The organism is Hypericibacter terrae (genome assembly GCF_008728855.1).
GTDB lineage: Bacteria > Pseudomonadota > Alphaproteobacteria > Dongiales > Dongiaceae > Hypericibacter > Hypericibacter terrae.
Genome location: NZ_CP042906.1, coordinates 2,666,876 through 2,689,333 on the forward strand (window position 1 = coordinate 2,666,876; position 22,458 = coordinate 2,689,333).

Genomic DNA, 22,458 nt, shown 5'->3' on the forward strand with positions numbered 1-22,458 from the left:
GATGGAAGCGCTGCCCAAAACGTTCGGTCCTGTCGTGCCGCTCCATGTTGCGATCATCATGGACGGCAATGGCCGTTGGGCGAAGGCCCGGGGCCTGCCGCGCGCGATCGGCCATCAGCGCGGCGCCGAGGCGGCCCGGCGCACCGTGCAGGGCGCGGCCGAGCTGGGTATCGGCTATCTAACCTTGTTCGGCTTCTCCTCCGAGAATTGGAGCCGCCCGGCCACCGAGGTGGACGACCTGATGCAGCTGCTGCGCTTCTATCTGGAGCGCGAGATCGAGGAGCTGCATCGCAACGGAATCCGGCTCTCGGTCATCGGCGATCGTCAGCGTCTCAGCCCCGCGATCGTCCGGCTGATCGAGAATGCCGAGACCATGACCAGCGCCAATGCGCGCATGCGGCTGACCATGGCCCTGTCCTATGGCGGCCGTGCCGAGATCGCGATGGCGGCGCGCCGGATCGCGATCGACGTCGCGGCGGGGCGCATCGCGGCCGATCGGGTCGACGAGGATCTGGTCCAGCGCTATCTCTTCACCGCCGACATGCCCGATCCCGATCTCGTGATCCGGACCAGCGGCGAAAAGCGCTTCAGCAATTTCCTGCTGTGGCAGTCCGCCTATTCCGAGCTGGTGTTCGTCGAGAAGCATTGGCCGGAATTCGGCAAGGACGATCTGGCCGCGGCCATCCAGGAATTCAGCGGCCGCGAACGGCGCTACGGCCGCTCCGCGTGACCTCTCCCGCCGCGCCTGGCGCCACCAGCGCCGCTCATTCGCTGGCGCGCCGGATCGTGGCTGCCCTGATCATGATGCCCGTCGTTCTGGGGGCCCTCTGGCTCGGTCATCCCTATTGGACGATCCTGGTTGCGATCGCCGCGGGCATGATGGCCTGGGAGTGGCGGCGGCTGACGGCGGCGGGCGCGGTCGGCGCCATCGGCTGGGCGATGATGGCGCTGGCGGCCCTGGCGGTGCTGCTGACGGGATTCGGCGAGGTGCGGCTGGCGCTCTGGGTCCTGGGGGTTGGGGGCTCGCTGTTGGGACTCGCGGCGGGGCTGGGAGAAAGCCCGGCCGGGGGCGGTTGGGCGTGGTTGGGCACCCTCTATGCAGGGCTTCCCAGCTTGGCGCTGGTGTGGTTGCGGGACGATCCGGCGTCGGGCCTGGCGACGCTTCTGTGGTTGCTGTTCCTGGTCTGGGCCATCGATACCGCGGCCTATGCCGCGGGGAAACTGATCGGTGGGCCGAAACTGGTCCCGCGCATCTCGCCCAGCAAGACCTGGGCCGGCCTCGCGGGTGGTGCTGCCGGCGCCGCCATCATCGGCTATCTGGCCGCCCGCTGGACGGGGCTGCCCGACCCCTGGCTGTTGACCGGGCTGAGCCTGCTTCTGGCCCTGGCCGAGCAGGCGGGCGATCTCTTCGAATCCGCGGTCAAGCGGCGGTTCGGGGTGAAGGACAGCTCGGGCCTGATTCCCGGCCATGGCGGGATCCTGGATCGGGTCGATGGCCTCGTGGCCGTCGCCCTGATCGTCGCCGGATTCGCTCTCTGGGGCGGCGGTTCGCCCCTTGCGGTTTGGGCCCCCTGACCGCATATAACTGCTTGATTTGTAATATGATAGCCGTAAACCGGTCCCGTTCAGGGCTTGTCAGCGGGTTTGCGCTTATCCTAGTGTCGCTCGCGCTTAACTGATCGGCGAGCGGCCCCCGATCCGCTAGATTGGTCCCCCCGCCAACGCAACGATCCTTCGAGGTTGCTTGATGCTCGATTTCCTGCCGCCGTTCCTGCAATACCCCGTGAGCTTCGTTGCCGTCCTGACCGTGGTGGTCTTCGTCCACGAGTTGGGTCATTACCTCGTGGCCCGGTGGGCGGGGGTGAAGGTCGAGGTGTTCTCGATCGGCTTCGGTCCGCAGCTGTTCGGCTTCACCGACAGCCATGGGACCCGCTGGAAGGTCTCGGCCCTGCCGCTGGGCGGCTATGTGAAGATGTTCGGGGATCGCGAGGAGACCGATGCCGGCGGCGACCAGTCGCGGCCGATGACGCCCCAAGAACGATCCGTATCCTTTTTCCATAAGTCGGTCTTCCGCCGCATGGCGATCGTCGTCGCCGGCCCGGCCTCGAACTACGTCTTCGCGGCCATCGTCTTCACCATCCTTTTCGCCAGTTTCGGCCAGCAGGTCTCCTCGACCGTGGTCGGCGGCGTGACCGAGGGCAGCGCCGCGGCCGCGGCCGGTCTGGAGCCGGGCGACAAGGTGATCTCGCTGAACGGCCAGCCCGTGACGCGTTTCGAACAGATCGCCCGCACGGTCGAGATGGGCCTGAACGAGCCCCTGACCATCGGCGTGGAGCGGGGCGGGGAGGCACTGACCTTGAAGGCCGTGCCGCAGGTGGTCGTGCTGACCGACAATTTCGGCAATCAGCACAGCGCCGGGCGCCTCGGAATCAGCAGCAGCGGCGACGCCGAAGTGATCCATTACGGCCCCGTCCAGGCCGTCGGCGCTGCGATGCGTGAGACCGCCAATGCGACATCGAACATTCTCAAGGCGGTGTGGCAAATGGTGATCGGCACACGCTCGAGCGATGAGCTCGGCGGTGTGCTCCGCATCGGCAAGATGTCCGGCGATGTCGCGAAGCTCGGATTCCCGGCCTGGGTGACGTTCACCGCGGTGCTGTCGATCAATCTCGGACTGATCAATCTGTTCCCGGTGCCCATGCTCGATGGCGGCCATCTGGTGTTCTACATGGCCGAAGCCACGCGCGGCCGCCGGCTTTCCGCGCGGGCCGAGGAATGGGGTTTGCGGATCGGGTTGGCCATGGTATTGACCTTATTCGTCTTTGCGACCTGGAATGACCTTGTGTCGCTGGAGATATTCAAGCATTTCCGAACCCTGATTGGCTGACGGGGGTTTAGCCGAGGGGGTTCGCGTCTAGGGGGCAGCGCGTGCGGGTCTGGTGCAATGTTTTCCTGCTGGCGCTTGGATTGCTTTTGACCGGTGGCCTGCTCCAGGCGGTACATGCCCAGGAGTTCTTCACAGGCGAGCCGATTTCCGACATCCGCGTCGAAGGCAATCAGCGTATCGAGTCGGAGACGGTTCGATCCTATATGCAGATTTCGCCGGGCGATCCGTTCGAGCCGGCCCGAATCGACCGTGCCCTCAAGGCGCTGTTCGCGACCGGCCTGTTCGCCGATGTGACCTTCCAGCGCGACGGCAGCACGCTGGTGGTGGTGGTCAAAGAAAACCCGATCATCAACGAGCTCGCGTTCGAGGGTAATGACCATATCGACGACAAGCAGCTGCAGAGCGAAGTGCAGCTGCGACCGCGCACGGTCTACACCCAGACCCGTGTCCAGGAAGACACCAAGCGCATTCTCGAGCTTTATCGCCGGTCGGGGCGCTATGCCGCGACGGTCGAGCCCAAGGTCATCCCGCTCGACCAGAACCGCGTCAACCTGGTCTTCGAGATCCATGAAGGATCGCTGACGACGGTCGAGCGCATCGACTTCGTCGGCAACAAAGCCTTCAGCGACAGCACGCTGCGCGACCAGATCCTGACCAAGGAAACGGCGTTCTATCGCTTCCTCTCCAGCAGCGACATCTACGATCCCGACCGGCTCGCGGCCGACCAGGACGCGTTGACCAAATACTACACCTCCAACGGCTATGCCGATTTCGAGGTGGTCTCGGCCGTGGCCGAGCTGTCGGCCAATCTGAAGTCCTTCTTCATCACCTTCACGGTCGACGAGGGCGACCTCTACAACTTCGGCAAGATTACGGTGGAATCCCACCTCAAGGACCTCGAGCCCGCGGCTCTGGAGCAATATCTCGAGACCAGCGAGGGCGACACCTTCGACTCCTCGGCCATCCAGAAATCGATCGACCAGATGACGACGGCGATCGGGACGCTGGGCTATGCCTTCGTCAAGATCGAGCCGAAGCTGGAGCGGACGACCGACGACAAGGGCAACAAGATCATCAACCTCACCTATCTGGTGGAGGAAGGCCCGCGCGTCTTCGTCAATCGCATCGATATCACGGGCAATGTGCGCACGCTGGACAAGGTCATCCGGCGCGAGTTCCGAATCGCCGAAGGCGACGCCTTCAACAGTGCGAAATTGCAGCGCACCCGTCAGCGCATCCAGAATCTGGGCTTCTTCAGCAAGGTCGACATTACGGCGAAGCCCGCCGACGATCCCGACAAGATCGACCTCAACGTCAATGTCGAGGAGCAGTCGACCGGCGAACTGACCTTCGGCATCGGCTACTCGACCGGCGACGGTCCTCTGGGCCAGATCAACCTGCGCGAACGAAACCTGCTCGGCCTGGGCTACGATCTGCGCCTGGATTTCACCATTTCGGGCCGCAACTCGCAGGTCAATCTGAGCTTTACCGATCCCTATTTCCTGGATCTGCCGCTGGCTGCGGGTGTCGACCTGTTCCGGACCCAGACCCAGCGCGACGAGAGCTCATTCGAGCAGAGCCAGACGGGCGGCGGTTTGCGCGCCTCATACGATATTCAGGAATATCTGCGCCAGACTTGGAAGTATCGCTACACGGTCCAGGACATCTACAACGTCGACAACGACGCCTCGATCGCGATCCAGCAGTCGAAGGGTGTCTCCTACAGTTCGCTGGTCGGTAGCGACCTGATCTATGACCGGCGCGACAGCCGATTCGATCCTCGGACCGGCTACTATCTGCAGCTCTCGAACGACTTCTCGGGCCTGGGCGGCGACGTCTATTACAGTTCCCACCAGTTTTATGCGGGCTACTACTACACCTTCGGCGGGGACTTGACCGCCAGCGTGGAAGGTCAGGCCGGCTACATCCATGGCCTCTTCGGCGACAGCGTCAAAATCATCGACTCCTTCAGCCTGGGCGGCAGCACCTTCCGCGGCTTCAAGATCGGCGGTATCGGACCGCGCGACCTTGCCACAGGCGATTTCCTGGGTGGCGACATCTACTATGTGGGGACATTCCAGCTCGCGTTCCCGTTCGGATTACCCGAGGAATATCAAATCCGTGGCCGGGTTTTCACAGATTTTGGTTCACTCTGGAATTCGGACCTCAGCACGGGCACCTCGGTCGATGAGAATGTGTTGCGCGTCTCTATCGGAACAGGCATTACTTGGCGCTCTCCGTTCGGTCCGATCGCCGTCGATCTGGCGTATCCGATCAAGAAGGAGAGTTACGACAAGGAAGAGTTCTTCCGGTTCAGCGTAGGAACGAGATTCTAGGCACAAATGAAGCACCTCAGGTACCGCCAGGTGGCGTTGGCCATGATGGCGTTCGCCGTGTTGGCGCCCGTTGCAGCCCCCGCCGCCAGGGCTGAGACGACCCAACCCGCCCAGCAAATTCCGGTTTCCATCGCGGTCATCGACATCCAGCAGATCCTGCGGGATTCGAGCGCGGCCAAATCCGTTCGAGCCCAGGTCGACAAGCAGAAGGACGCCTATCAGGCGCAGATCGCCCAGCAGGAAAATGCCCTGCGCGACACGGACAAGAAGCTCGCCGAGCAGCGAGCGACCCTGTCGGCGGACGATTTTGCCAAGAAGCAGGATCAGCTCCGGCAGCAGATGGACCAGCTGCGACAGAACTCCGAGAAGCTGAAGCAGCAGCTCGAAGACGCGTTCAACGCGGGCATGGGGCAGGTCAGCCAGGCGCTGGCCGGTGTCCTGACCGACATCGCGAAGCAGCGCAACCTGACCCTGATCCTCGACAAGCGCGCGGTTCCGCTGAGCGCCAACGGCTTCGACATCACCGCCGACGCACTCAAGGGCCTCAACGCCAAGCTGCCGTCGGTCACGATCCCCAAGCCCACGCAATAGCCTCTGCGCCTTGTTTCGCTTGCCGGAGCTGCCGCGACCACGGACGTTCCGGGTCCGGCCGCTTCGCGCTAAGATCGAGCGTCTGATCGGAAATACCGAAATTCCGACAGAGGCAGGGAAGGCGCCCGGCCGATAGGGCGGGCAGGGACGCGATGCGCGGTTTCAAGGAGTGCGAGCGATGAGCGAGGGCGCGGGCGAAAGCCGGACGCTGAGCGCGATAGATGTGATGCGGGTCATGGAAATGATTCCGCATCGCTATCCCTTTCTGTTGATCGACAAGGCTGTGGAGCTGATCTCCGACGTCAGCGCCGTCGGGATCAAGAACGTCTCGATCAATGAAGGTTTTTTCCAGGGTCACTTCCAGCGCCAGCCGGTGATGCCGGGGGTGCTGATCATCGAGGCCATGGCGCAGACCGCCGCCGTGCTCGTGGCCTTCACGCTGGGCAAGGAAGCCGAAGGCAAGCTGGTCTATTTCATGTCGGTCGACGGCGCCCGTTTCCGGCGCCCGGTCGTTCCCGGCGACCAGATGCGCGTCCATGTCAGCAAGGATCGCAAGCGCGGCAACGTCTGGAAGTTCGTCGGCGAAGCCAAGGTCGACGGCAACGTCGTGGCGGAAGCCACCATCACCGCGATGATCAGGGACGATTGATGGGTGGCATTCATCCCACTGCCATCGTCGCCCCCGGGGCCCAAATCGCCGCCGACGTCAAGATCGGCCCATATTGCGTCGTAGGCCCCGAGGTCGCACTCGGGCCGTCCGTCGAGCTGATGGCCCATGTGGTCGTCGAAGGCCGCACCCAGATCGGCGAGGGGACGGTCGTGCATCCTTTCGCGGCACTGGGCGGGGCGCCCCAGCATCTGCGCTATGCCGGCGAGCCGACGGAGCTGCGGATCGGGAGAAAATGCCGTATCCGCGAATACGCGACCATCAACCGCGGAACCGCGATGGGCGGGGGGCGGACCACCGTCGGCGATGACGGATTTTTCATGACGGGCGTTCATGTCGCCCATGACTGCCATGTCGGCCACCATGTCATCATGGCCAACCAGGCCACGCTGGGCGGGCATGTGAGCCTGGGCGATCATGTCGTGATCGGCGGGCTCACGGCGGTGCATCAGCATGTGCGGATCGGCAAGCACGCCATGATCGGCGGCATGACGCCTTGCGCCGCGGACGTGATTCCCTTCGGCATGGTCGTCGGCAATCCCGCCCATCTGTCGGGCCTCAACCTGGTCGGGCTGAAGCGGCGCGGCTTCGACCGTCAATCCATCCTCACCCTGCGCGCGGTCTACCGCAGTCTGTTCGAAGGGGCCGGCACCTTCGCCCGCCGCCTGGAGCGGACCATGACCGAATTCGCGGAGGAGCCTCTGGCGCAACCCGTGCTCGAGTTCGTTCGCGGCTGTCAGACCCGATCGCTGTGCAAGCCGGGCCAGCGCCATGGTCGCTACTGACCTCCCCACGCTGGGCATCATCGCCGGCGCCGGCTCGCTGCCGCGCCGCATCGCCGATCGATGTGCCGCGCAGGGACGCCACTTCCACCTGCTGCTGCTCGATGGCCATGCCGATCCCGCCCTCCATGCCGGGCTGACCTTCCAGACCGTCCGCCTGGGCGCCGCCGGCGAGATGTTCGAGAGAATGCGGGAGGCGGGGTGCCGGGAAGTGGTCTTTGCCGGGAAGGTGGAACGGCCTTCCTGGCGGGCGCTGCGGCCGGATTGGCGGGCCACCAAATTCATCGCCGAGTTCGCGTTCAGGGCCGACAAGGGCGACAACGCCCTCATGGCGGCGATCGTGGCGACCTGCGAGGCCGAAGGATTCAAGGTGCGCGCGCCGGCCGAGCTGCTCGGAGAATCCCAGATGCCACCGGGGCCGCTGGGCCGCCTGTCTCCCGACGGTCCTCAGCGTGACGATATTCGGCTCGGCATCACGGTGGCGCGTGCGATCGGAAGGCTCGATGTCGGGCATGCGGTCGTGGTCCAGGCGGGGCTCGTGCTCGGGGTCGAGGCCGCCGAAGGCACCGACAGATTGATCGAACGCTGCGGCGCCCTGCGACGGGATGGGGTCGGCCCCATCCTGATCAAGCTACGGAAACCGCAACAGGAGATCCGCGCCGACCCGCCGACCATCGGCCCGGCGACCGTTGCCTGCGCTGCCGCTGCCGGCTTTTCCGGCATCGCCATCGAGGCCGGCGGCACCCTCGTCATCGATCCCGAGGCCACCGTGGCCGACGCCGATCGCGCAGGCCTCTTTCTCCTGGCGGTCGAGGCGCCCGAGTGACGCCAGGCGCGGCCGCGCCGGCCCCGCGAGACCAGCGGCGCCCGGCTCGAATCTTTCTTGTCGCCGGGGAGCCCTCCGGCGATCGCCTGGGCGCCTCTCTCATGGCCGCGCTGCGCCGCAAGCTCGGCGATGTCGCGTTCTCCGGGATCGGTGGCGAGCACATGACAGGCGAGGGGCTGCAGAGTCTCTTCCCGATGCGCGAGTTGACTCTGATGGGCTTCGCCGAGGTGGTGCCGCATCTTCCGCGCTTGATGCGCAGGCTGCGCGAGACCGCGGCGAAGATCCGAGCGCTGCGGCCCGACCTCGTGGTGACCATCGACAGCCCGGGATTCAACGCCCGGCTCCTCGATCGGTTGCGCGGCAGCGGCATCGCGACCGCGCATTACGGGGCGCCGGCGGTCTGGGCCTGGCGACCGGGCCGCTTGCGTCATTGGGTCGGGCGGGTGGATCGCCTGCTGGCGATCCTGCCCTTCGAGCCCGCGATCTTCAGGGCCGCCGGCATCGATTGCCACTATGTCGGTCATCCGGTTCTCGAGCGGAGGACTGCGGGTCCATTGAGCAATCCGTTCCGGCAGCGCTTCCGGATTCCGCCCCAGGCGCCGCTGATCGGCCTCTTGCCGGGAAGCCGCAGAAGCGAGCTTCGCCACCTCCTGCCGGTGCTGAAAGAGGTGGCGGATCGCTTGCACCGGGCGGAGCCAGGGGCGCATTTCGTGATGCCCACCTTGCCGGGCCTGATCGCGGAACTGAGCGCGGCGGTTGCTTCCTGGCCGCAACCGCCCCTGCTGGTGGGAGTCGAGCAAGACCGGTCCGACGCTTATGGAGCCTGCGACATCGCACTGGCCGCTTCGGGCACGGTGACGCTGGAACTGGCGGCGGCGGGAACGCCGATGATCATCATCTATCGAAGCGGCCGCATCACGGCGGCGTTGATCCGCCGGATGGCGCTGGTCCAATTTGCCGGGCTTCCCAACCTGCTGCTGTCGCGGCCGCTCGTGCCCGAGTTGCTGCAAGAAGCCTGTGAACCTGACGGCCTCGTCAACCAGGCCTTGAGCCTGCTGCGCGATCCGCAAGCCCGGGCCGCGCAAAAGGCCGGGTTTCAGGAGATCATGGCGCAGTTGGCGATCGAAGGCAGTCCGAGCGACCGGGCTGCGACCCTCCTGGCCGAGCTGCTGGCGAGGCCGGCGGCCTGACTGTAGGATGGAGCCCAACCCCGGACTCACGCGACTAGAGAGAGGCTACCGACGCGATGACCACCGCCGCCCAAGCTGCAGAGCCGCGCTTCCTCCACACGATGCTGCGCGTGCTCGACCTCGACAAATCGATCGACTTCTATACCCGCCTGCTGGGCATGAAACTGCTGCGGCGCAAGGATTATCCCAGCGGCGAGTTCACCCTGGCCTTCGTGGGATTCGGCGAGGAGACCGAAACCGCTGTCATCGAACTGACCCACAATTGGGGTCAGAAGGAGCCCTATCAGCTCGGCACCGCGTTCGGCCATCTGGCCATCGGTGTCGGCGATATCTACGGGACCTGCGAACGGCTGGCGAAGGCGGGCGTGAAGATTCCGCGCCCGCCCGGCCCGATGAAACATGGCGGCAGTGTCATCGCCTTCATCGAGGATCCGGACGGCTACAAGATCGAGCTCGTCGAGAAATCCCTCTAGGGCAGCGGATCCGCTCGTGCTGACATCCCATCGCCCGGAAGGCACTGAGCGCCGGCGGCAATCGCGCGAGCCCGAAACATGGCGATGAGACCGACGAGGACCGAGTATGTGGTGGGGCTGACGCTCCTCGCGGTCCTCATCGTCGGCTGCTTCCTGGTGATGCGGCCTTTCCTGACGTCGCTGCTCTGGGCGGTCATCCTCAGCTATACGACCTGGCCGCTCTATCAGCGCCTGCTGCGGCGGCTGGGCGGGCGCGAATTCTGGGCGGCACTCCTGATGACGCTGCTGGTGGCAGCGGTCCTGGTGCTGCCGCTGGCGATCCTGGGCGCCACGCTGGCGCAGCATGTCGCCAGCGTCGCCGAAGTGGTCCGCGAGGTGCTGGCGCAGGGCGTGCCGGAGCCCGCACCCTGGGTCGACAAGATCCCGCTGATCTCGCAGGACGTCCGACGCTATTGGGAGGCTCTCGCCCAGGAGGGCTCCACCTACACCGCGGCGCTCGGCCCTTATATCGGCCAGGCGCGCCTCTGGGCGCTGCAGAGCGGCGCCACGCTGGGCCGCGGCGTGCTGGAACTGGCCTTGAGCGTCCTGGTCTGTTTCTTCGTCTATCGCGACGGCCAGTTCGCCGCCGAGCGCCTCCATGCCGCCGCCGGGCGCTTTGCCGGCGAGCGCGCGCGCCATCTGCTGAACGTCGCGGGCAGCACCACCAAGAGCGTCGTTTACGGAATCATCGGTACCGCGATCGCCCAGGCCGCCATGGCCTCGATCGGATTCTGGATCGCCGGCGTGCCCGGCACCCTGCTGCTGGGCTTCCTGACTTTCATTCTGTCGCTGGTTCCCGGCGGCCCACCCTTCGTCTGGGTCCCCGTGGCAGTCTGGCTGCTCTATACCGGCCAGCCCGGCTGGGCGCTCTTCATGGCGATCTGGGGCTTCATCAGCATCAGCGGCATCGACAATATCGTGCGGCCCTATCTGATCAGCCGGGAGAGCCGCATGCCGCTCCTGCTGGTCTTCCTCGGCGTCATCGGCGGCGTGCTGGCCTTCGGCTTCATCGGTATCTTCCTGGGACCGACGCTGCTCGCGCTGGGCTTCACGCTGCTGATGGAATGGAGCATCGGCGGGCGCAAGCCCGTGGTCGCGACCCCTGCCGCCGCGCCGACGCCGCCCACCGACGACAAATCGGGCGGCCCGCCGGTCTAGGCCCGCACGGCCTGATGCACGGCCTTCAGGGTCGATAGCAATCTCGCCGCCGCATCGAGGGGCAGGCAGCTCGGCCCGTCGCACAGCGCCTTGTCGGGATCGGGATGGAATTCCAGGAACACGCCGTCGGCGCCCGCCGCCACGGCAGCCTTGGCAATGATCGGGACGCCCTCGCGCCGGCCGCCGGTCGAGCCCCCGCTGGTGCGCGGGTCGGCGCCCGGGAGCTGTACGGCATGTGTGGCGTCGATGGTCACCGGAACGCCCAGGCGCTGCATCTCGCCGATGGCCAGCATATCGACCACGAGATTGTTGTAGCCGAACGAACTGCCGCGCTCGCACAGGACGATGTCGAGATCGGGAGCCACCTCGCGCGCCTTCGTGATGATGTTCTTGCAATCCCACGGGGCCAGGAACTGCGCCTTCTTGACATGCAGCCAGCCGCCAGCCGCGGAAGTGGCTCTGGCGGCCGCGACAACGAGGTCGGTCTGGCGGCAGAGGAAGGCAGGGATCTGCATCAGGTCCGCGATGGCCGCCACAGGCTCGGCCTGCTCGATCTCGTGGATGTCGGTGGCGATGGGGACGTTCAATCTGCGCTTGACCTCCGCCAGCATCGCCAACCCGTCTTTCAGTCCCGGGCCACGATAGCTCTTGATCGACGACCGGTTCGCCTTGTCGAAGCTGGCCTTGAACACGTAGGGCAGGCCGAGGTCGGCGGCGATCGCCTGCAGATGGCGTCCCACGCTCAGCGCCAGTTCGAGATTTTCCAGGACATTGAGGCCGGCGATGACGACCAGAGGCTGGCCGGTCCCGATCGAGAAATTCCACCGCTTCAGATGAGTGACGGCCATCGCATATGCTCCCAAGATAGGACTAAGTGGGGAATTCCGTTCCGCGGGGGCAGCGGTACCACCAGGCGCTGCAGGGACGCAATGCTCCAGCGATCCTGCACCGCCCGGATGCCGCTGTCCGGCCCGCCAAGTCGGCCGAAAACAAGATCGGCAGGCCCAGGAACGACGAAAAAGGGCGGCCCCTGGAGGCCGCCCTGTCTGGTCGCGATCGGCAGGAGATCCGATCAGCGCTTGTTCATGGCCACATAGGCGCGTTTGTCGTGGCCGGTATAGAGCTGCCGCGGCCGGCTGATACGCTGCTCCGGATCCTCGATCATCTCGTTCCACTGCGCGACCCAACCGACGGTGCGGGCGACCGCGAAGAGGACGGTGAACATCGAAGTCGGGAAGCCCACCGCCTGCAGGATGATGCCCGAATAGAAATCGACATTCGGGAACAGCTTGCGCTCGACGAAGTAGGGATCCTCGAGCGCGATGCGCTCCAGCTCCATGGCGAGGTCGAGCAGGGGCTCGTCGCGGATGCCGAGCGCGTCCAGCACCTCGTGGCAGGACTTGCGGATCACGGCCGCGCGCGGATCGTAGTTCTTATAGACGCGGTGGCCGAAGCCCATCAGGCGGAACGGGTCGTCCTTGTCCTTCGCGCGCTTGATGAATTCGGGGATGCGGTCCTTGTGGCCGATCTGGTGCAGCATCGCCAGCACCGCCTCGTTGGCGCCGCCATGAGCCGGACCCCAGAGCGAGGCGATACCCGCCGCGATGCAGGCGAAGGGATTGGCGCCGCTCGAGCCGGCGACACGAACCGTCGAGGTCGAGGCGTTCTGCTCGTGGTCGGCATGGAGGATGAAGATCTTGTCCATCGCCTTGGCGATGACCGGGTTGACCTTGTACTCCTCGGCCGGCACGGCGAAGGTCATGCGCAGGAAATTCTCGGCGAAGGCCAGATCGTTGCGCGGATAAACGAAGGGCTGGCCGACCGAGTATTTATAGGCCATGGCCGCGATCGTCGGCAGCTTCGCGATCAGGCGGTGCGAGGCGATCTCGCGCTGGCGCGCGTCCGAGATGTCGAGGCTGTCATGGTAGAAGGCCGAGAGCGCGCCGACCACGCCCACCAGCAGCGCCATCGGATGCGCATCGCGGCGGAATCCGCGAAAGATGGCGTGAATCTGCTCGTGCAGCATCGTGTGATAGGTGATGTTGTGCTCGAACTTCGCTTTCTCCTTGGCGGTGGGCAACTCGCCATGGAGCAGGAGATAGCAGACCTCCATGAAGTCGCTATGCTCGGCCAGCTCCTCGATCGGATAGCCGCGATGGAGCAGGACGCCGTTCTCGCCGTCGATATAGGTGATCTTCGACTGGCAGCTGCCGGTCGAGGTGAAGCCCGGGTCGTAGGTGAAATAGCCCTGATCGCCATAGAGCTTGCGCACATCGATGACCGACGGCCCCAAGGTGCCGTCGAGGACCGGCAGGTCGAAGCTCTTGCCGCTGCGATGGTCGGTGACTGTGACCCAATCCTTCGACTGGGGTTCCGTCTTTGCGCCAGACTTTGAGGCCATCTCAGATCCCTTTCGGCTGCTCATGCGGGTTTCGGCCGCGGCACTTCCCCGGGGCGGCCGGACGAAACTAGTGCCTATCCTCGACCCGATCAATTAACCATTGGTGACAAGGGGATCAGGGGTCGGGATCAGGCGGCGATGTCCTTGATTCGTGCAAGGGTTTCGGCCCGGCCGAACACCGTGGCCACCTCGAAGATGGGCGGCGAGGTGGTCTGCCCGGTCAGAGCCGCGCGCAACGGCTGGGCGATATCGCCCAGCTTGATGCCGGCCTCCTGGGCATAGGCCCGGGTGGTTTCCTCGAGCGTCGCGGCGTTCCAGTCCGAGAGCCCCTCGAACCGGTTCAAAAGCCCGGCCAGCGCCGTTCGTGCGGCCGGATGCAGCAGCGCCGAGGCCTTGGGCTCGAATTCCAGCGGCCTGGACTTGAAGAAGAACACGGCGCTGTCGGCCAGCTGCTCGAGGGTCTTGGCGCGCTCCTTGAGGCCGCTCATGCCGGCCAGCAGCCGCTGCTTCCCCTCGGCGCTCGCAGCGCCGCCGATCCGCTTCTCGATGCGCGGCAGCACCAGATCGACCAGCCGTGCGTTGTCGGCGAGGCGCAGATAATGGCCGTTGAGATTGTCGAGCTTGGCGAAGTCGAAGCGGGCCGGCGAACGGCCGACCGCACCGAGATCGAACCACTCGATCGCCTGCTCGGTCGAGATGATCTCGTCGTCGCCATGGGCCCAGCCCAGCCGCAGGAGATAGTTGCGCAGGGCTTCGGGCAGATAGCCCATCTCGCGATAGGCGTCGACGCCGAGCGCCCCATGCCGCTTGGACAGCTTGGCCCCGTCCGGCCCATGGATGAGCGGGATATGCGCGAAGGAGGGGATGTTCCATTCCAGCGCCTGGTAGAGCTGCACCTGGCGGAAGGTGTTGGTCAGATGGTCGTCGCCGCGGATCACATGCGTGATCGCCATGTCGTGATCGTCGACCACGACCGAGAGCATGTAGGTCGGCGTCCCGTCGCCGCGCAGCAGCACCATGTCGTCGAGCTGCTCGTTTCCGACCCGGACCTCGCCCTGGACCTGGTCCTTCACCACGGTCTCGCCGGTCTGCGGTGCCTTGAGCCGGATGACCGGCGCCACGCCGGCCGGCGCTTCGCGGGGATCGCGATCGCGCCAATAGCCGTTGTAGCGCATCGGCTTGCCCTCGGCCTTGGCCTTGTCGCGCATCGCCTGGAGCTCTTCGGGCGTGCAGTAGCAGTAATAGGCGCGGCCCTTGTCGAGCAGGGACCGGGCGACTTCCGCATGGCGGGGCGCACGGGCGAACTGGAACACCGGGGGAGCGTCGAAATCGAGCCCCAGCCAATTCAAGCCTTCGATGATCGCGTCGATCGCGCCCTGGGTCGAACGCTGGCGATCGGTGTCCTCGATCCGCAGCAGGATCTTGCCCTTGTGGTGGCGGGAATAGAGCCAGTTGAACAGCGCCGTGCGGGCGCCGCCGATATGGAGGTAGCCGGTGGGCGAGGGCGCAAAGCGGGTAATCACGGTCATTCAGTCTCTGATGCTGGAAGTTGGAGAGCGGTTCAGGCACGGCCCCCGGCCGAAGCCGAGCGCTGTCCCTGAACGGCGAAGAAGGAGGCCTGCTTATAGGCGATCGGCAGTTCGATGTCGCGCGCCACGAGCCGCGCCGTGCGGGTCGGGTGGCCGCGCAGGATCATGCCTTCGTTGGGATTGGCCATGACGTTCTTGGAAAGCGGGAAGGCATCGGCGGCGCTCAGCACGCAGATATAGAGCCCGCGCGATTTGTCGGAGCGGTTCGCATCCGAGCCATGCAGCAGGCAGGTATGCATGAAGCAGACGCTGCCAGCACGGCCTGTGACCGCGATCTCGGCCGGCTTGAACTGCCGCTCGACCGCCGGCGCCACCGCGCCGGTGAAACGCTCGCCGTCATAGAGCGAATAGAGCGGGCCTTTGTGGCTGCCCGGGATGACCTTCAGACAGCCATTATCCAGGGTCATGTCGTCCAGCATCAGCAGGCAGGTGACGAGATCGTCGTTGGTATGCGGCGTATAGGCGAAATCCTGGTGATAGCCGACCTCGGTGTTGCTGCCGGGCAGTTTCAGATTGATCTTGCAATGATGGAACTTGAGGTCGGGCCCGACCAGGTCCGCTACCATGTCGGTCATGGCCGAGCTCTTCACCACCTCCATATAGGCGGCCGAAATATCGGAGGGATTGTTGATCCGGCGCAGTGCCGGATGCGCCGCGGAATGCTCCTCCCCCATGTCGAAGCGCGGCCGGCCGTCGAGGGTGGGCGGGCCGAAGGGTGCCGAATGATGGCGGCTTTCCTCGACCCAGCCCGCCACGTCCCGGCGCAGCGCATCGAGTTGCGCCGGCGTCACCGCGTCGGGCGCCACCAGATAGCCGTCGCGCCAGAAGTCGTTGATCTGTGTGTCGCTCAGCATCGCCGTTCCTCTCCCTGACCGCCGCGGCCGGGCCCATTCCCGCCGAACCCCCGCATTTTCGGTAATTCTGGCTGAATCCGGCAGCGCCAACCAGGGCCCCTTTCAGGACCCGTCGTCCCGGTGGGATAATCGGCCGCAGGGGGAACCGGCATGACGGCGGCCGCTTTGGCCATCCCGATCCGCGGGCTGGACTGGGTCAGCGAGCGCTTCGGCGGCCTGCTGGCGGCGGAGCGCGATCAATGGCTGCTCTGGGCCCCGGTGGGGCTGGGCGTCGGGGTGGCCGTCTATTTCGGCCTGCCGAGCGAACCGCCGCTCTGGTTCGGGCCGATCCTTGCCGTCCTTGCGCTGCTGCTGGCCTGGCTCTGCCGGCGGCGCGGAGGGATCGCGGCCTTGGCCGTCATGGCGGTGCTCGTGGCCCTGGGCTTCGGCGCCGCCGGCCTGCGCACGGCTTTCGTCGAAGCACCCATCCTGCCGCGGGATGTCGGGCCGGTGCGGATCGAAGGCCGCATCCTCTCGATCGATCCCCTGCCATCGGGCGAGCGGGTGGTCTTGCAGGATCCGGTCATCGCCGGCATCGCGCCGGAGGCGACCCCGGCGCGGCTGCGGATCAAGCTGATGCGCGAGGTGCCGGAACTGCAGCTCGGCGATCGCATCTCGGTCCTCGGCAAGCTCTCGCCGCCGGCACCGCCCTTTGCGCCGGACGGATTCGATTTCCAGCGCGACGCCTTCTTCGACGGCATCGGCGCGATCGGCTTCGCCTTCGGCGCGCCCAAGGTCGTCGCGAGCGCCGATAGCGGGCCCGGGCAATTTGGCATGATCTTCAGCGATCTTCGCCGCACAATCTCGGCGCGCATCCTGGCCGTGCTTCCGGGCCCCGAGGGCGCCATGGCCGTGGCTCTCATCGCCGGCACCCAGACCGGGATCGACAAGCCGACCATGACGGCCATGCGCGATTCCGGGCTGGCGCATCTCCTGTCGATCTCGGGTCTCCATGTCGGCTTCGTCGCCGCGATCCTGTTCTTCTGTGCCCGCACGCTGCTGGCCTTGTGGCCCGCCTTGGCGCTGCGCCATCCGATCAAGAAATGGGCGGCCTTCGCCGCCCTGCTCGGCGCCGGCTTCTATACGCTGCTCGCCGGCAGTCCCATTCCGACGCAGCGCGCCTTCCTGATGACCGGTCTCGTCCTGCTGGCGGTCCTCGTGGATCGCGTCGCCTTTTCCATGCGGCTGATCGCATGGGCCGCCTTCGTCGTGCTGCTGCTGCGGCCCGACGCGATGATCGGGCCCAGCTTCCAGATGTCCTTCGCGGCGGTCATGGCCCTGATCGCCGCCTACGAGGGCAGTCGCGAATGGCGCGCGCGCCTGCGCGCCGAGGCCGGCCCCTTGCGCCGCGCTCTGCTCTATCTCGGGGGCCTCATTGCCACCAGCCTCATCGCCGGTATCGCGACGGCGCCCTTCGCGATCTACCACTTCAACCGCTTCAGCGAATACAGCATCGTCGCCAATCTGCTGGCGATTCCGCTCACCGGCTTCTGGGTCATGCCCTGGGCCGTTGCCGCCTGCCTGCTGATGCCATTCGGCCTCGACGGACTGGCGCTCGTTCCGATGGGCTGGGGCATCGAAGGTGTGATCTGGATCGCGAAGACCGTGGCGAGTTGGCCCGGCGCCGTGCTGCTGTTGCCGGCCATGTCCCTCACCGGACTGATCCTCGCGACATTGGGTGGGCTCTGGCTTTGCCTGTGGCACCAACCCTGGCGCTATGCGGGCGTCCTGGCGATCGTTCTCGGCATGAGCTCCATGTTGTTCACGGAGACTCCGGACATTCTGGTCTCCGACGACGGCAAGCTTCTCGCGGTCAAGGGCGCGGACGGAAGGCTGGTTCTCAATACCCAGCGCGACAGCCTCGCCGCCGAGACCTGGATGCGGCGGGCAGGGCAGGGCGAGAGCGATCTCTGGCCGCGGCAGGGAGCCGGCGCGGGTGGATTGCTGACCTGCGACAGCCTGGGCTGCTTCTATCGGCGCGACCGGCATGTCGTGGCGCTGGCCTGGACCACGGAAGCGCTGGTCGACGATTGCAGCGAGGCTGACCTCGTGATCTCGCTCGAGCCGGTCAGGAAGCCTTGCCCCTCGGCGCAACGCGTGATCGACCGGTTCGATCTCTGGCGCCAGGGCGGCCATGCGATCTGGCTGGAGCCCGGTCGGATCGAGATCGAAACCGTGGCCGAGCGGCGCGGCAACCGTCCCTGGGTCGCCGGGCTTCCCGACGGTTCGGAAAATGCCGGGGATTCGGACGACTAGATCGGCTGGCCCGGGCGGAAATCGCCCGATAGACTGCGCCCGCCATGACCCAGACCTCCGAAAAATCGGATCCGCAGCTCGCCAAGGCCATGACCCTGCACAAGGCCGGCCGGCCGGCCGAGGCCGAGCCGCTCTATCGCAAGGCCGCCGCCGCCCATCCCAAGGACGGCCGCTACCTTTACCTGCTGGGGCTTTGCCTGCTCGATCAGGGAAAGCTCGCGGAGGGCCGCAAAGTGATGGCGGATACCGTGGCCTTGGCACCGCTTCATGCCGGCGCCCATTACACCTTGGGACGCTTGCTGGCCCATGCCGGCGAGGACGCCGCCGCCAAGGCTCATTTCTGCCAGGCGGTGACGCTGGGCCCGACGGTGGCCGAGCATCATCTGGAACTGGGCAATCTCGCCGCGAAGATGAACGAGTTCGGCGATGCGGTCGCGTCCTTCAAGGCCGGTTTGCGCATGGCGCCGCAACATGCGGGGCTCAAGGCCAATCTCGGGACGGCGCTCTATCTCCTCGGCGACCGCAGCGAAGCGATCACGCTTTGGCGCGAAGCGCTGGCGCGCGCGCCGAAGCTTTCCGTCGCGCGCCTCGGGCTCGCCAACGATCTGCGCAACCGCGGCGATCTCGCCGGCGCCGAGCGCGAGCTGCGCCAGGCCGCCGCGGCAGATCCCAAGAATCCGCAGATCCGCTACAGCCTCGGCGTCACCTTGCGCCATCGCGGCGATCCCGCGGCCGCGATCGTCGAGCTGGAACAAGCCAGGGCGCTCGATCCGTCCATGGTCGAATGCAAGGTGGAGTTGGCGCGCTGCTATCAGCAGATCTGCGCCTGGAACGAGCTGGAGCAGTTGAAGCCGGCCCTGAAGGCTGAGTTCGACAAGGCCATGGCCGGGAAACCCTCGGCCATTTCCGCCTTCTTCGCCTTGTCCCTGCCGGCCACGCATGAGGAGCGGGCCGCCGTGGCCCGCGAGCATGTGGCCCGGGCCAAGACGCGGGCCGCGATCGAGGCGCGGGGCGCGGCGCCCTTCGCGTTCGACCGCACGCCGCGCGAACGGCTGACCGTCGGCTATCTTTCGTCCGATCTGCGCGACCATCCCGGCGGCCATCTGATCGCAGGGTTGTTCAAGGCCCACGACCGCAGCCGCGTGATCGTCCACGCCTACTCGATCGGCCCCGACGATGGCAGCGGTTATCGCCGCCAGTTCGAGCAGGATGCCGACAAGTTCGTCGATCTGGGCCCGGTCGGCAATCTCGAGGCCGCGCGACGCATTCATCAGGATCGCGTCGATATCCTGGTCGATCACAACGGCTTGACGCGGCTCGCCCGCCCCGAGATCTCCGCCCTGCGCCCGGCGCCGATCCACGCCACCTGGTTGGGGTTCCCGGGAACGACCGGCGCGGATTTCTTCGATTACGCGATCGTCGATGCGATCGTGGCACCGCCGGGCGTGGAACCGCTCTATAGCGAGCGGTTGTGTCGCCTGCCGCACAGCTACCAGGTCAACGATCATTGGCCGCCGACGATCGGGCCCGCGACCAGCCGCGAAGCCGAAGGTTTGCCGGCGACCGGCACCGTCTATTGCTGCTTCTGCGCGTCCTACAAGATCGAGCGCGCGATCTTCCTGCGCTGGATGGAGATCGTCCGCGCCGTTCCCGATGCGGTGCTATGGCTGCTGTCCGGGCCGCCAGCCATGCAGCACCGCCTGCAGGCGGCGGCGAAGGGAGCGGGCATCGACCCCGCGCGCGTGATCTTCGGCGCGCGCAAGCCCAAGCCCGATCATCTGGCGCGGCTGGCGCTGGCGGACCTGATGCTGGACACCGACACCTATGGCGGCCATACCACGCTGAGCGACGCGCTCCTCGCGGGCGTTCCCGCCGTCACCAGACTGGGCGACGATTTTCCGAGCCGCGTCGGTGCGAGCCTGCTCACGACCGTCGGGCTGGACGACCTCATCCTGCCGGACTTCGACGGCTATCAGCGGCTGGCGATCGAGCTCGGCCGGAATCGCGACGCGCTCGCGGCGATCAAGGCCAGGCTTGCCGCTGCGCAGCCGACGACGCCGCTCTTCAGCCCCAAGCAGTTCGCGCACAGCCTCGAACGCGCCTATGCCGAGATGTGGCGCATCTACAGCAAAGGCGGAGCGCCCCGGACGATCGATCTCTCGCCCGACGACGTCGCGCGCTAGTGGTCAGAATCACACGCTTGGTACACAACAGCGATATGACGTGAATCGACCCCAAGCGGATCTGACGCATCGGCGCAGTCCGTCGCGCGATCAAGCAGGAACATACGTCAACCTGATCACATCCTCGCCAATTAGATCGCTGGCCACAAGGCGGAGCGGTGGCCGGGGGCCGGCGAAGAATGGCTTGCCGCGACCGAGCGCGACGGGGTGAAGGTAGAGGCGATACTCATCAATAAGACCAAGGTCGGTTAGGCTTTGTGCCAAGTCTGGTCCGCCAACCTGAATCTCCCCAACGAGCTGAGCCTTGAGCCCGCTTATCGCTGCCTCGATGTCATTGTTGACAAGTGTGGCTTTGGGGCCGACTGACTTCAAAGAGCGTGACACGACCCACTTCGGTTGGCTCCGCCATGCAGCCGCGAAGTCGCGCCGTGCCGCGTCCCACTCGGGATGATCCTCGTCCCAATAACACATGACCTCGTATAAGCGGCGACCGTATATGCTACCCACCTGGTCGCGCGCCTGCTCGATGAAGTGACGGAAGAGCGTTGGACTGGGCGCAAACGCCATGTGGTCGACATAGCCGTCCAAGGACTGGTTCATTCCAAAGACGAGCTTCGCCATGATGCAAATCCTCTGCCCTCGCTCTTTTAGAATAGCTTGAACCGACGGTGCGTAGAACCGTGGTTGGAGCAATCTGCGTGCCGCTTTGTCGGTGTGGCCAACGACCAGAGATCCGCTTTCTACCGGTCCTCTGTCAGTCCTAATCGTCCGTGCGCATACCAAGCGCATGATTTTTATCGCTAGTTGACAGATTCCAACGCTTGGTGCCCAGGTTTGACGGCGGTGATAATTTTGTCGGGTCGGCGGTTCAGTGCGTCGTCTTGCCGGGCGGGTCCGAGAGTGTCAGCGCGACCACCCACCCGGCGACTTCGGGTCCGAGCGGCACAATGCGCGGGGCCGCGTCTTGTCGCGCAGCAACCCCTCGAAGGCCTCCGCGGCGAAGCGCTCTTGTCAGCGCCACACACAGGTCTTGGACTTGCCGGTCCGCGGCATGATCTCGACAGTGCCAACGCCGTCAGCTACTGGCGATCGCCAGGCGAAACCGCAAAAGCGATTCCTCTCGCATGCGCCTGACTCGCACGCGCACTCGCCAAAGGGAATCCCATGCGGACTCTTATGTTAGACGGGATCCACTAGCTCTCGGTCAATTCGGGGGATCGGGTGCCGCTGACAGGACGGTGGCGCGCGCGGCTGCCGCGGAACCGCATCTGCTCGAGCTCGGCGGCGATGGCGTCGGCCTCGATCGTCGGCATGATGAGGGGCGAGGGGGGCTGCAGGGACTGGACCGGCCCGCCCATCACGATGACATTGCGCACGATCCGACCCGGCAGGTCGAGCAGCCGCACCGGAAATCCGGCCTCGGCCATGCGGCCGGCGATCCGGTCGGCATCGGCGTCGAGATCGTGGGCCACGAAGATATTGAGGAAGAGGCTGCCCGAAGCGGTGAGACGGCTTCGTGCCAGCTTGAAGAAGGCCGCCGAACAGAGATTGGCCGGAATCTTGTCGCCGGAGAAGGCGTCGACGACGATCGCGTCGTAGAGCTTCGGATTGTCTTCAAGGAAGCACTGGCCGTCGTCGACATGACAATCGATCTGCGGCGGAAGCCCGAAATATTCCTGGGCGAGGGCGATCGATTCCGGATTGATGTCGACGATCGTGACCCGCTGCCCGGTGGTGGTCAGCATCGTGCCCAGGGTGCCGCCGCCGCAGCCGATCATCAGCACGTCTTGCGCGCTTGTCTGGGCCACCAGCGCATGGAGCGCATGGATGTAGCCCGCCAGACTGATCCCGTTGGGATCCGCCTCGCTCTGATAGTGGTCGCCATGGCAATAGGCCACCGCGCCCGTGGCGCGGCTCCGCAGGATGGTGATTTCGCCGAACTCGGTGTTCTTCCTGGCAAGCGTGATCATGGGGTGGCCATTAATCCGGTTCATCCTTGATCCATATCATCCGCCAATTACGCCTTTGTTGGGATGCTGGCGGTCACAGGTACCTTGGGTGCTATCGTCGGGAGGGAATGAGTCATTCGTCGCCGATCGCCTGCCAATTGCTGGGCGCAACGCTGCCATCGCCGATCGTGACATCTCGGCCGCCCCTGTCTCCTGGACAGGAAACAACATATCATAT

19 protein-coding genes are annotated in these 22,458 nt (G+C 65.6%); 13 read left to right on the top strand and 6 right to left on the bottom strand.

The annotated features are described in order from the left end of the window. The first annotated feature begins 1 nt into the window (after window position 1). The 11 genes from FRZ44_RS12150 to FRZ44_RS12200 all read left to right on the top strand — a co-directional run bounded on the left by FRZ44_RS12150 (window position 2) and on the right by FRZ44_RS12200 (window position 10,949). Window positions 2-730, top strand: coding sequence for an isoprenyl transferase (locus tag FRZ44_RS12150; RefSeq protein ID WP_151177438.1), 729 nt, complete (start codon window positions 2-4; stop codon window positions 728-730). Next, window positions 727-1,575, top strand: a complete 849-nt coding sequence (locus FRZ44_RS12155) for a phosphatidate cytidylyltransferase (protein WP_225308662.1) — start codon at window positions 727-729, stop codon at window positions 1,573-1,575. Before FRZ44_RS12150 ends, FRZ44_RS12155 begins: the two co-directional genes overlap by 4 nt. 172 nt (window positions 1,576-1,747) lie before the next feature. Beyond that, window positions 1,748-2,887: an RIP metalloprotease RseP gene (rseP, locus tag FRZ44_RS12160; RefSeq protein ID WP_151177439.1), complete on the top strand. Its 1,140-nt coding sequence runs from the start codon at window positions 1,748-1,750 to the stop codon at window positions 2,885-2,887. A gap of 41 nt (window positions 2,888-2,928) precedes the next feature. Next, window positions 2,929-5,223, top strand: a complete 2,295-nt coding sequence (bamA, locus tag FRZ44_RS12165) for an outer membrane protein assembly factor BamA (protein ID WP_225308663.1) — start codon at window positions 2,929-2,931, stop codon at window positions 5,221-5,223. A gap of 6 nt (window positions 5,224-5,229) precedes the next feature. Continuing rightward, the gene (locus FRZ44_RS12170) at window positions 5,230-5,814 is read left to right on the top strand and encodes an OmpH family outer membrane protein (RefSeq protein WP_151177440.1); all 585 of its coding nucleotides are present in this window, start codon (window positions 5,230-5,232) and stop codon (window positions 5,812-5,814) included. A gap of 178 nt (window positions 5,815-5,992) precedes the next feature. After that, window positions 5,993-6,463 carry a 3-hydroxyacyl-ACP dehydratase FabZ gene (fabZ, locus tag FRZ44_RS12175; RefSeq protein WP_151177441.1) on the top strand — a complete coding sequence of 157 codons (471 nt, stop codon included), beginning with the start codon at window positions 5,993-5,995 and terminating at the stop codon, window positions 6,461-6,463. After that, entirely contained in the window at window positions 6,463-7,266 is an 804-nt protein-coding gene (gene lpxA / locus FRZ44_RS12180) for an acyl-ACP--UDP-N-acetylglucosamine O-acyltransferase (RefSeq protein ID WP_151177442.1), read from the top strand. The genes fabZ and lpxA overlap by 1 nt, the downstream gene beginning before the upstream one ends. Further along, window positions 7,253-8,089 carry an LpxI family protein gene (locus FRZ44_RS12185; RefSeq protein WP_151177443.1) on the top strand — a complete coding sequence of 279 codons (837 nt, stop codon included), beginning with the start codon at window positions 7,253-7,255 and terminating at the stop codon, window positions 8,087-8,089. Before lpxA ends, FRZ44_RS12185 begins: the two co-directional genes overlap by 14 nt. After that, window positions 8,086-9,279 (top strand): lipid-A-disaccharide synthase, encoded by a 1,194-nt coding sequence (gene lpxB / locus FRZ44_RS12190; protein WP_151177444.1) that lies wholly within the window; start codon window positions 8,086-8,088, stop codon window positions 9,277-9,279. Before FRZ44_RS12185 ends, lpxB begins: the two co-directional genes overlap by 4 nt. 56 nt (window positions 9,280-9,335) lie before the next feature. Further along, window positions 9,336-9,752, top strand: a complete 417-nt coding sequence (gene gloA / locus FRZ44_RS12195; RefSeq protein ID WP_151177445.1) for a lactoylglutathione lyase — start codon at window positions 9,336-9,338, stop codon at window positions 9,750-9,752. Between the two features lie 78 nt (window positions 9,753-9,830). Then, entirely contained in the window at window positions 9,831-10,949 is a 1,119-nt protein-coding gene (locus FRZ44_RS12200) for an AI-2E family transporter (protein ID WP_151177446.1), read from the top strand. Here FRZ44_RS12200 and kdsA read toward each other — a convergent pair. The 4 genes from kdsA to FRZ44_RS12220 form a co-directional block, all read right to left on the bottom strand. Further along, window positions 10,946-11,797, bottom strand: coding sequence for a 3-deoxy-8-phosphooctulonate synthase (kdsA, locus tag FRZ44_RS12205; protein ID WP_151177447.1), 852 nt, complete (start codon window positions 11,795-11,797; stop codon window positions 10,946-10,948). The genes FRZ44_RS12200 and kdsA overlap by 4 nt on opposite strands. A gap of 224 nt (window positions 11,798-12,021) precedes the next feature. Then, window positions 12,022-13,350, bottom strand: a complete 1,329-nt coding sequence (gene gltA / locus FRZ44_RS12210) for a citrate synthase (RefSeq protein ID WP_151177448.1) — start codon at window positions 13,348-13,350, stop codon at window positions 12,022-12,024. Between the two features lie 128 nt (window positions 13,351-13,478). Continuing rightward, window positions 13,479-14,879, bottom strand: coding sequence for a glutamate--tRNA ligase (gene gltX / locus FRZ44_RS12215; RefSeq protein WP_151177449.1), 1,401 nt, complete (start codon window positions 14,877-14,879; stop codon window positions 13,479-13,481). A gap of 32 nt (window positions 14,880-14,911) precedes the next feature. After that, window positions 14,912-15,793, bottom strand: coding sequence for a phytanoyl-CoA dioxygenase family protein (locus tag FRZ44_RS12220; RefSeq protein ID WP_151177450.1), 882 nt, complete (start codon window positions 15,791-15,793; stop codon window positions 14,912-14,914). Between the two features lie 150 nt (window positions 15,794-15,943). Here FRZ44_RS12220 and FRZ44_RS12225 point away from each other — a divergent pair, with 150 nt between their 5' ends. Both FRZ44_RS12225 and FRZ44_RS12230 read left to right on the top strand, forming a co-directional pair. Beyond that, window positions 15,944-18,088 carry a ComEC/Rec2 family competence protein gene (locus tag FRZ44_RS12225; RefSeq protein ID WP_151177451.1) on the top strand — a complete coding sequence of 715 codons (2,145 nt, stop codon included), beginning with the start codon at window positions 15,944-15,946 and terminating at the stop codon, window positions 18,086-18,088. Window positions 18,089-18,132: 44 nt separating this feature from the next. After that, window positions 18,133-20,271 (top strand): O-linked N-acetylglucosamine transferase, SPINDLY family protein, encoded by a 2,139-nt coding sequence (locus FRZ44_RS12230; RefSeq protein ID WP_151177452.1) that lies wholly within the window; start codon window positions 18,133-18,135, stop codon window positions 20,269-20,271. Between the two features lie 90 nt (window positions 20,272-20,361). Here FRZ44_RS12230 and FRZ44_RS12235 read toward each other — a convergent pair whose 3' ends face one another. Both FRZ44_RS12235 and FRZ44_RS12245 read right to left on the bottom strand, forming a co-directional pair. Next, on the bottom strand, window positions 20,362-20,892 hold the full coding sequence (locus FRZ44_RS12235) for a dihydrofolate reductase family protein (protein WP_151177453.1): 531 nt from the start codon (window positions 20,890-20,892) through the stop codon (window positions 20,362-20,364). A 572-nt stretch (window positions 20,893-21,464) separates the two neighbouring features. Then, on the bottom strand, window positions 21,465-22,265 hold the full coding sequence (locus tag FRZ44_RS12245; protein WP_151177454.1) for a spermidine synthase: 801 nt from the start codon (window positions 22,263-22,265) through the stop codon (window positions 21,465-21,467). Between the last annotated feature and the right edge of the window lie 193 nt (window positions 22,266-22,458).

Excerpts from the sequence above, each read along its gene's own strand:
- FRZ44_RS12150 (WP_151177438.1), top strand. The coding sequence starts at position 2 with ATGGAAGCGCTGCCCAAAACGTTCGGTCCTGTCGTGCCGCTCCATGTT.
- rseP (WP_151177439.1), top strand. The coding sequence starts at position 1,748 with ATGCTCGATTTCCTGCCGCCGTTCCTGCAATACCCCGTGAGCTTCGTT.
- FRZ44_RS12170 (WP_151177440.1), top strand. The coding sequence starts at position 5,230 with ATGAAGCACCTCAGGTACCGCCAGGTGGCGTTGGCCATGATGGCGTTC.
- fabZ (WP_151177441.1), top strand. The coding sequence starts at position 5,993 with ATGAGCGAGGGCGCGGGCGAAAGCCGGACGCTGAGCGCGATAGATGTG.
- lpxA (WP_151177442.1), top strand. The coding sequence starts at position 6,463 with ATGGGTGGCATTCATCCCACTGCCATCGTCGCCCCCGGGGCCCAAATC.
- FRZ44_RS12185 (WP_151177443.1), top strand. The coding sequence starts at position 7,253 with ATGGTCGCTACTGACCTCCCCACGCTGGGCATCATCGCCGGCGCCGGC.
- gloA (WP_151177445.1), top strand. The coding sequence starts at position 9,336 with ATGACCACCGCCGCCCAAGCTGCAGAGCCGCGCTTCCTCCACACGATG.
- FRZ44_RS12200 (WP_151177446.1), top strand. The coding sequence starts at position 9,831 with ATGGCGATGAGACCGACGAGGACCGAGTATGTGGTGGGGCTGACGCTC.
- kdsA (WP_151177447.1), bottom strand. The coding sequence starts at position 11,797 with ATGGCCGTCACTCATCTGAAGCGGTGGAATTTCTCGATCGGGACCGGC.
- gltA (WP_151177448.1), bottom strand. The coding sequence starts at position 13,350 with ATGGCCTCAAAGTCTGGCGCAAAGACGGAACCCCAGTCGAAGGATTGG.
- gltX (WP_151177449.1), bottom strand. The coding sequence starts at position 14,879 with ATGACCGTGATTACCCGCTTTGCGCCCTCGCCCACCGGCTACCTCCAT.
- FRZ44_RS12220 (WP_151177450.1), bottom strand. The coding sequence starts at position 15,793 with ATGCTGAGCGACACACAGATCAACGACTTCTGGCGCGACGGCTATCTG.
- FRZ44_RS12225 (WP_151177451.1), top strand. The coding sequence starts at position 15,944 with ATGACGGCGGCCGCTTTGGCCATCCCGATCCGCGGGCTGGACTGGGTC.
- FRZ44_RS12230 (WP_151177452.1), top strand. The coding sequence starts at position 18,133 with ATGACCCAGACCTCCGAAAAATCGGATCCGCAGCTCGCCAAGGCCATG.
- FRZ44_RS12235 (WP_151177453.1), bottom strand. The coding sequence starts at position 20,892 with ATGGCGAAGCTCGTCTTTGGAATGAACCAGTCCTTGGACGGCTATGTC.
- FRZ44_RS12245 (WP_151177454.1), bottom strand. The coding sequence starts at position 22,265 with ATGAACCGGATTAATGGCCACCCCATGATCACGCTTGCCAGGAAGAAC.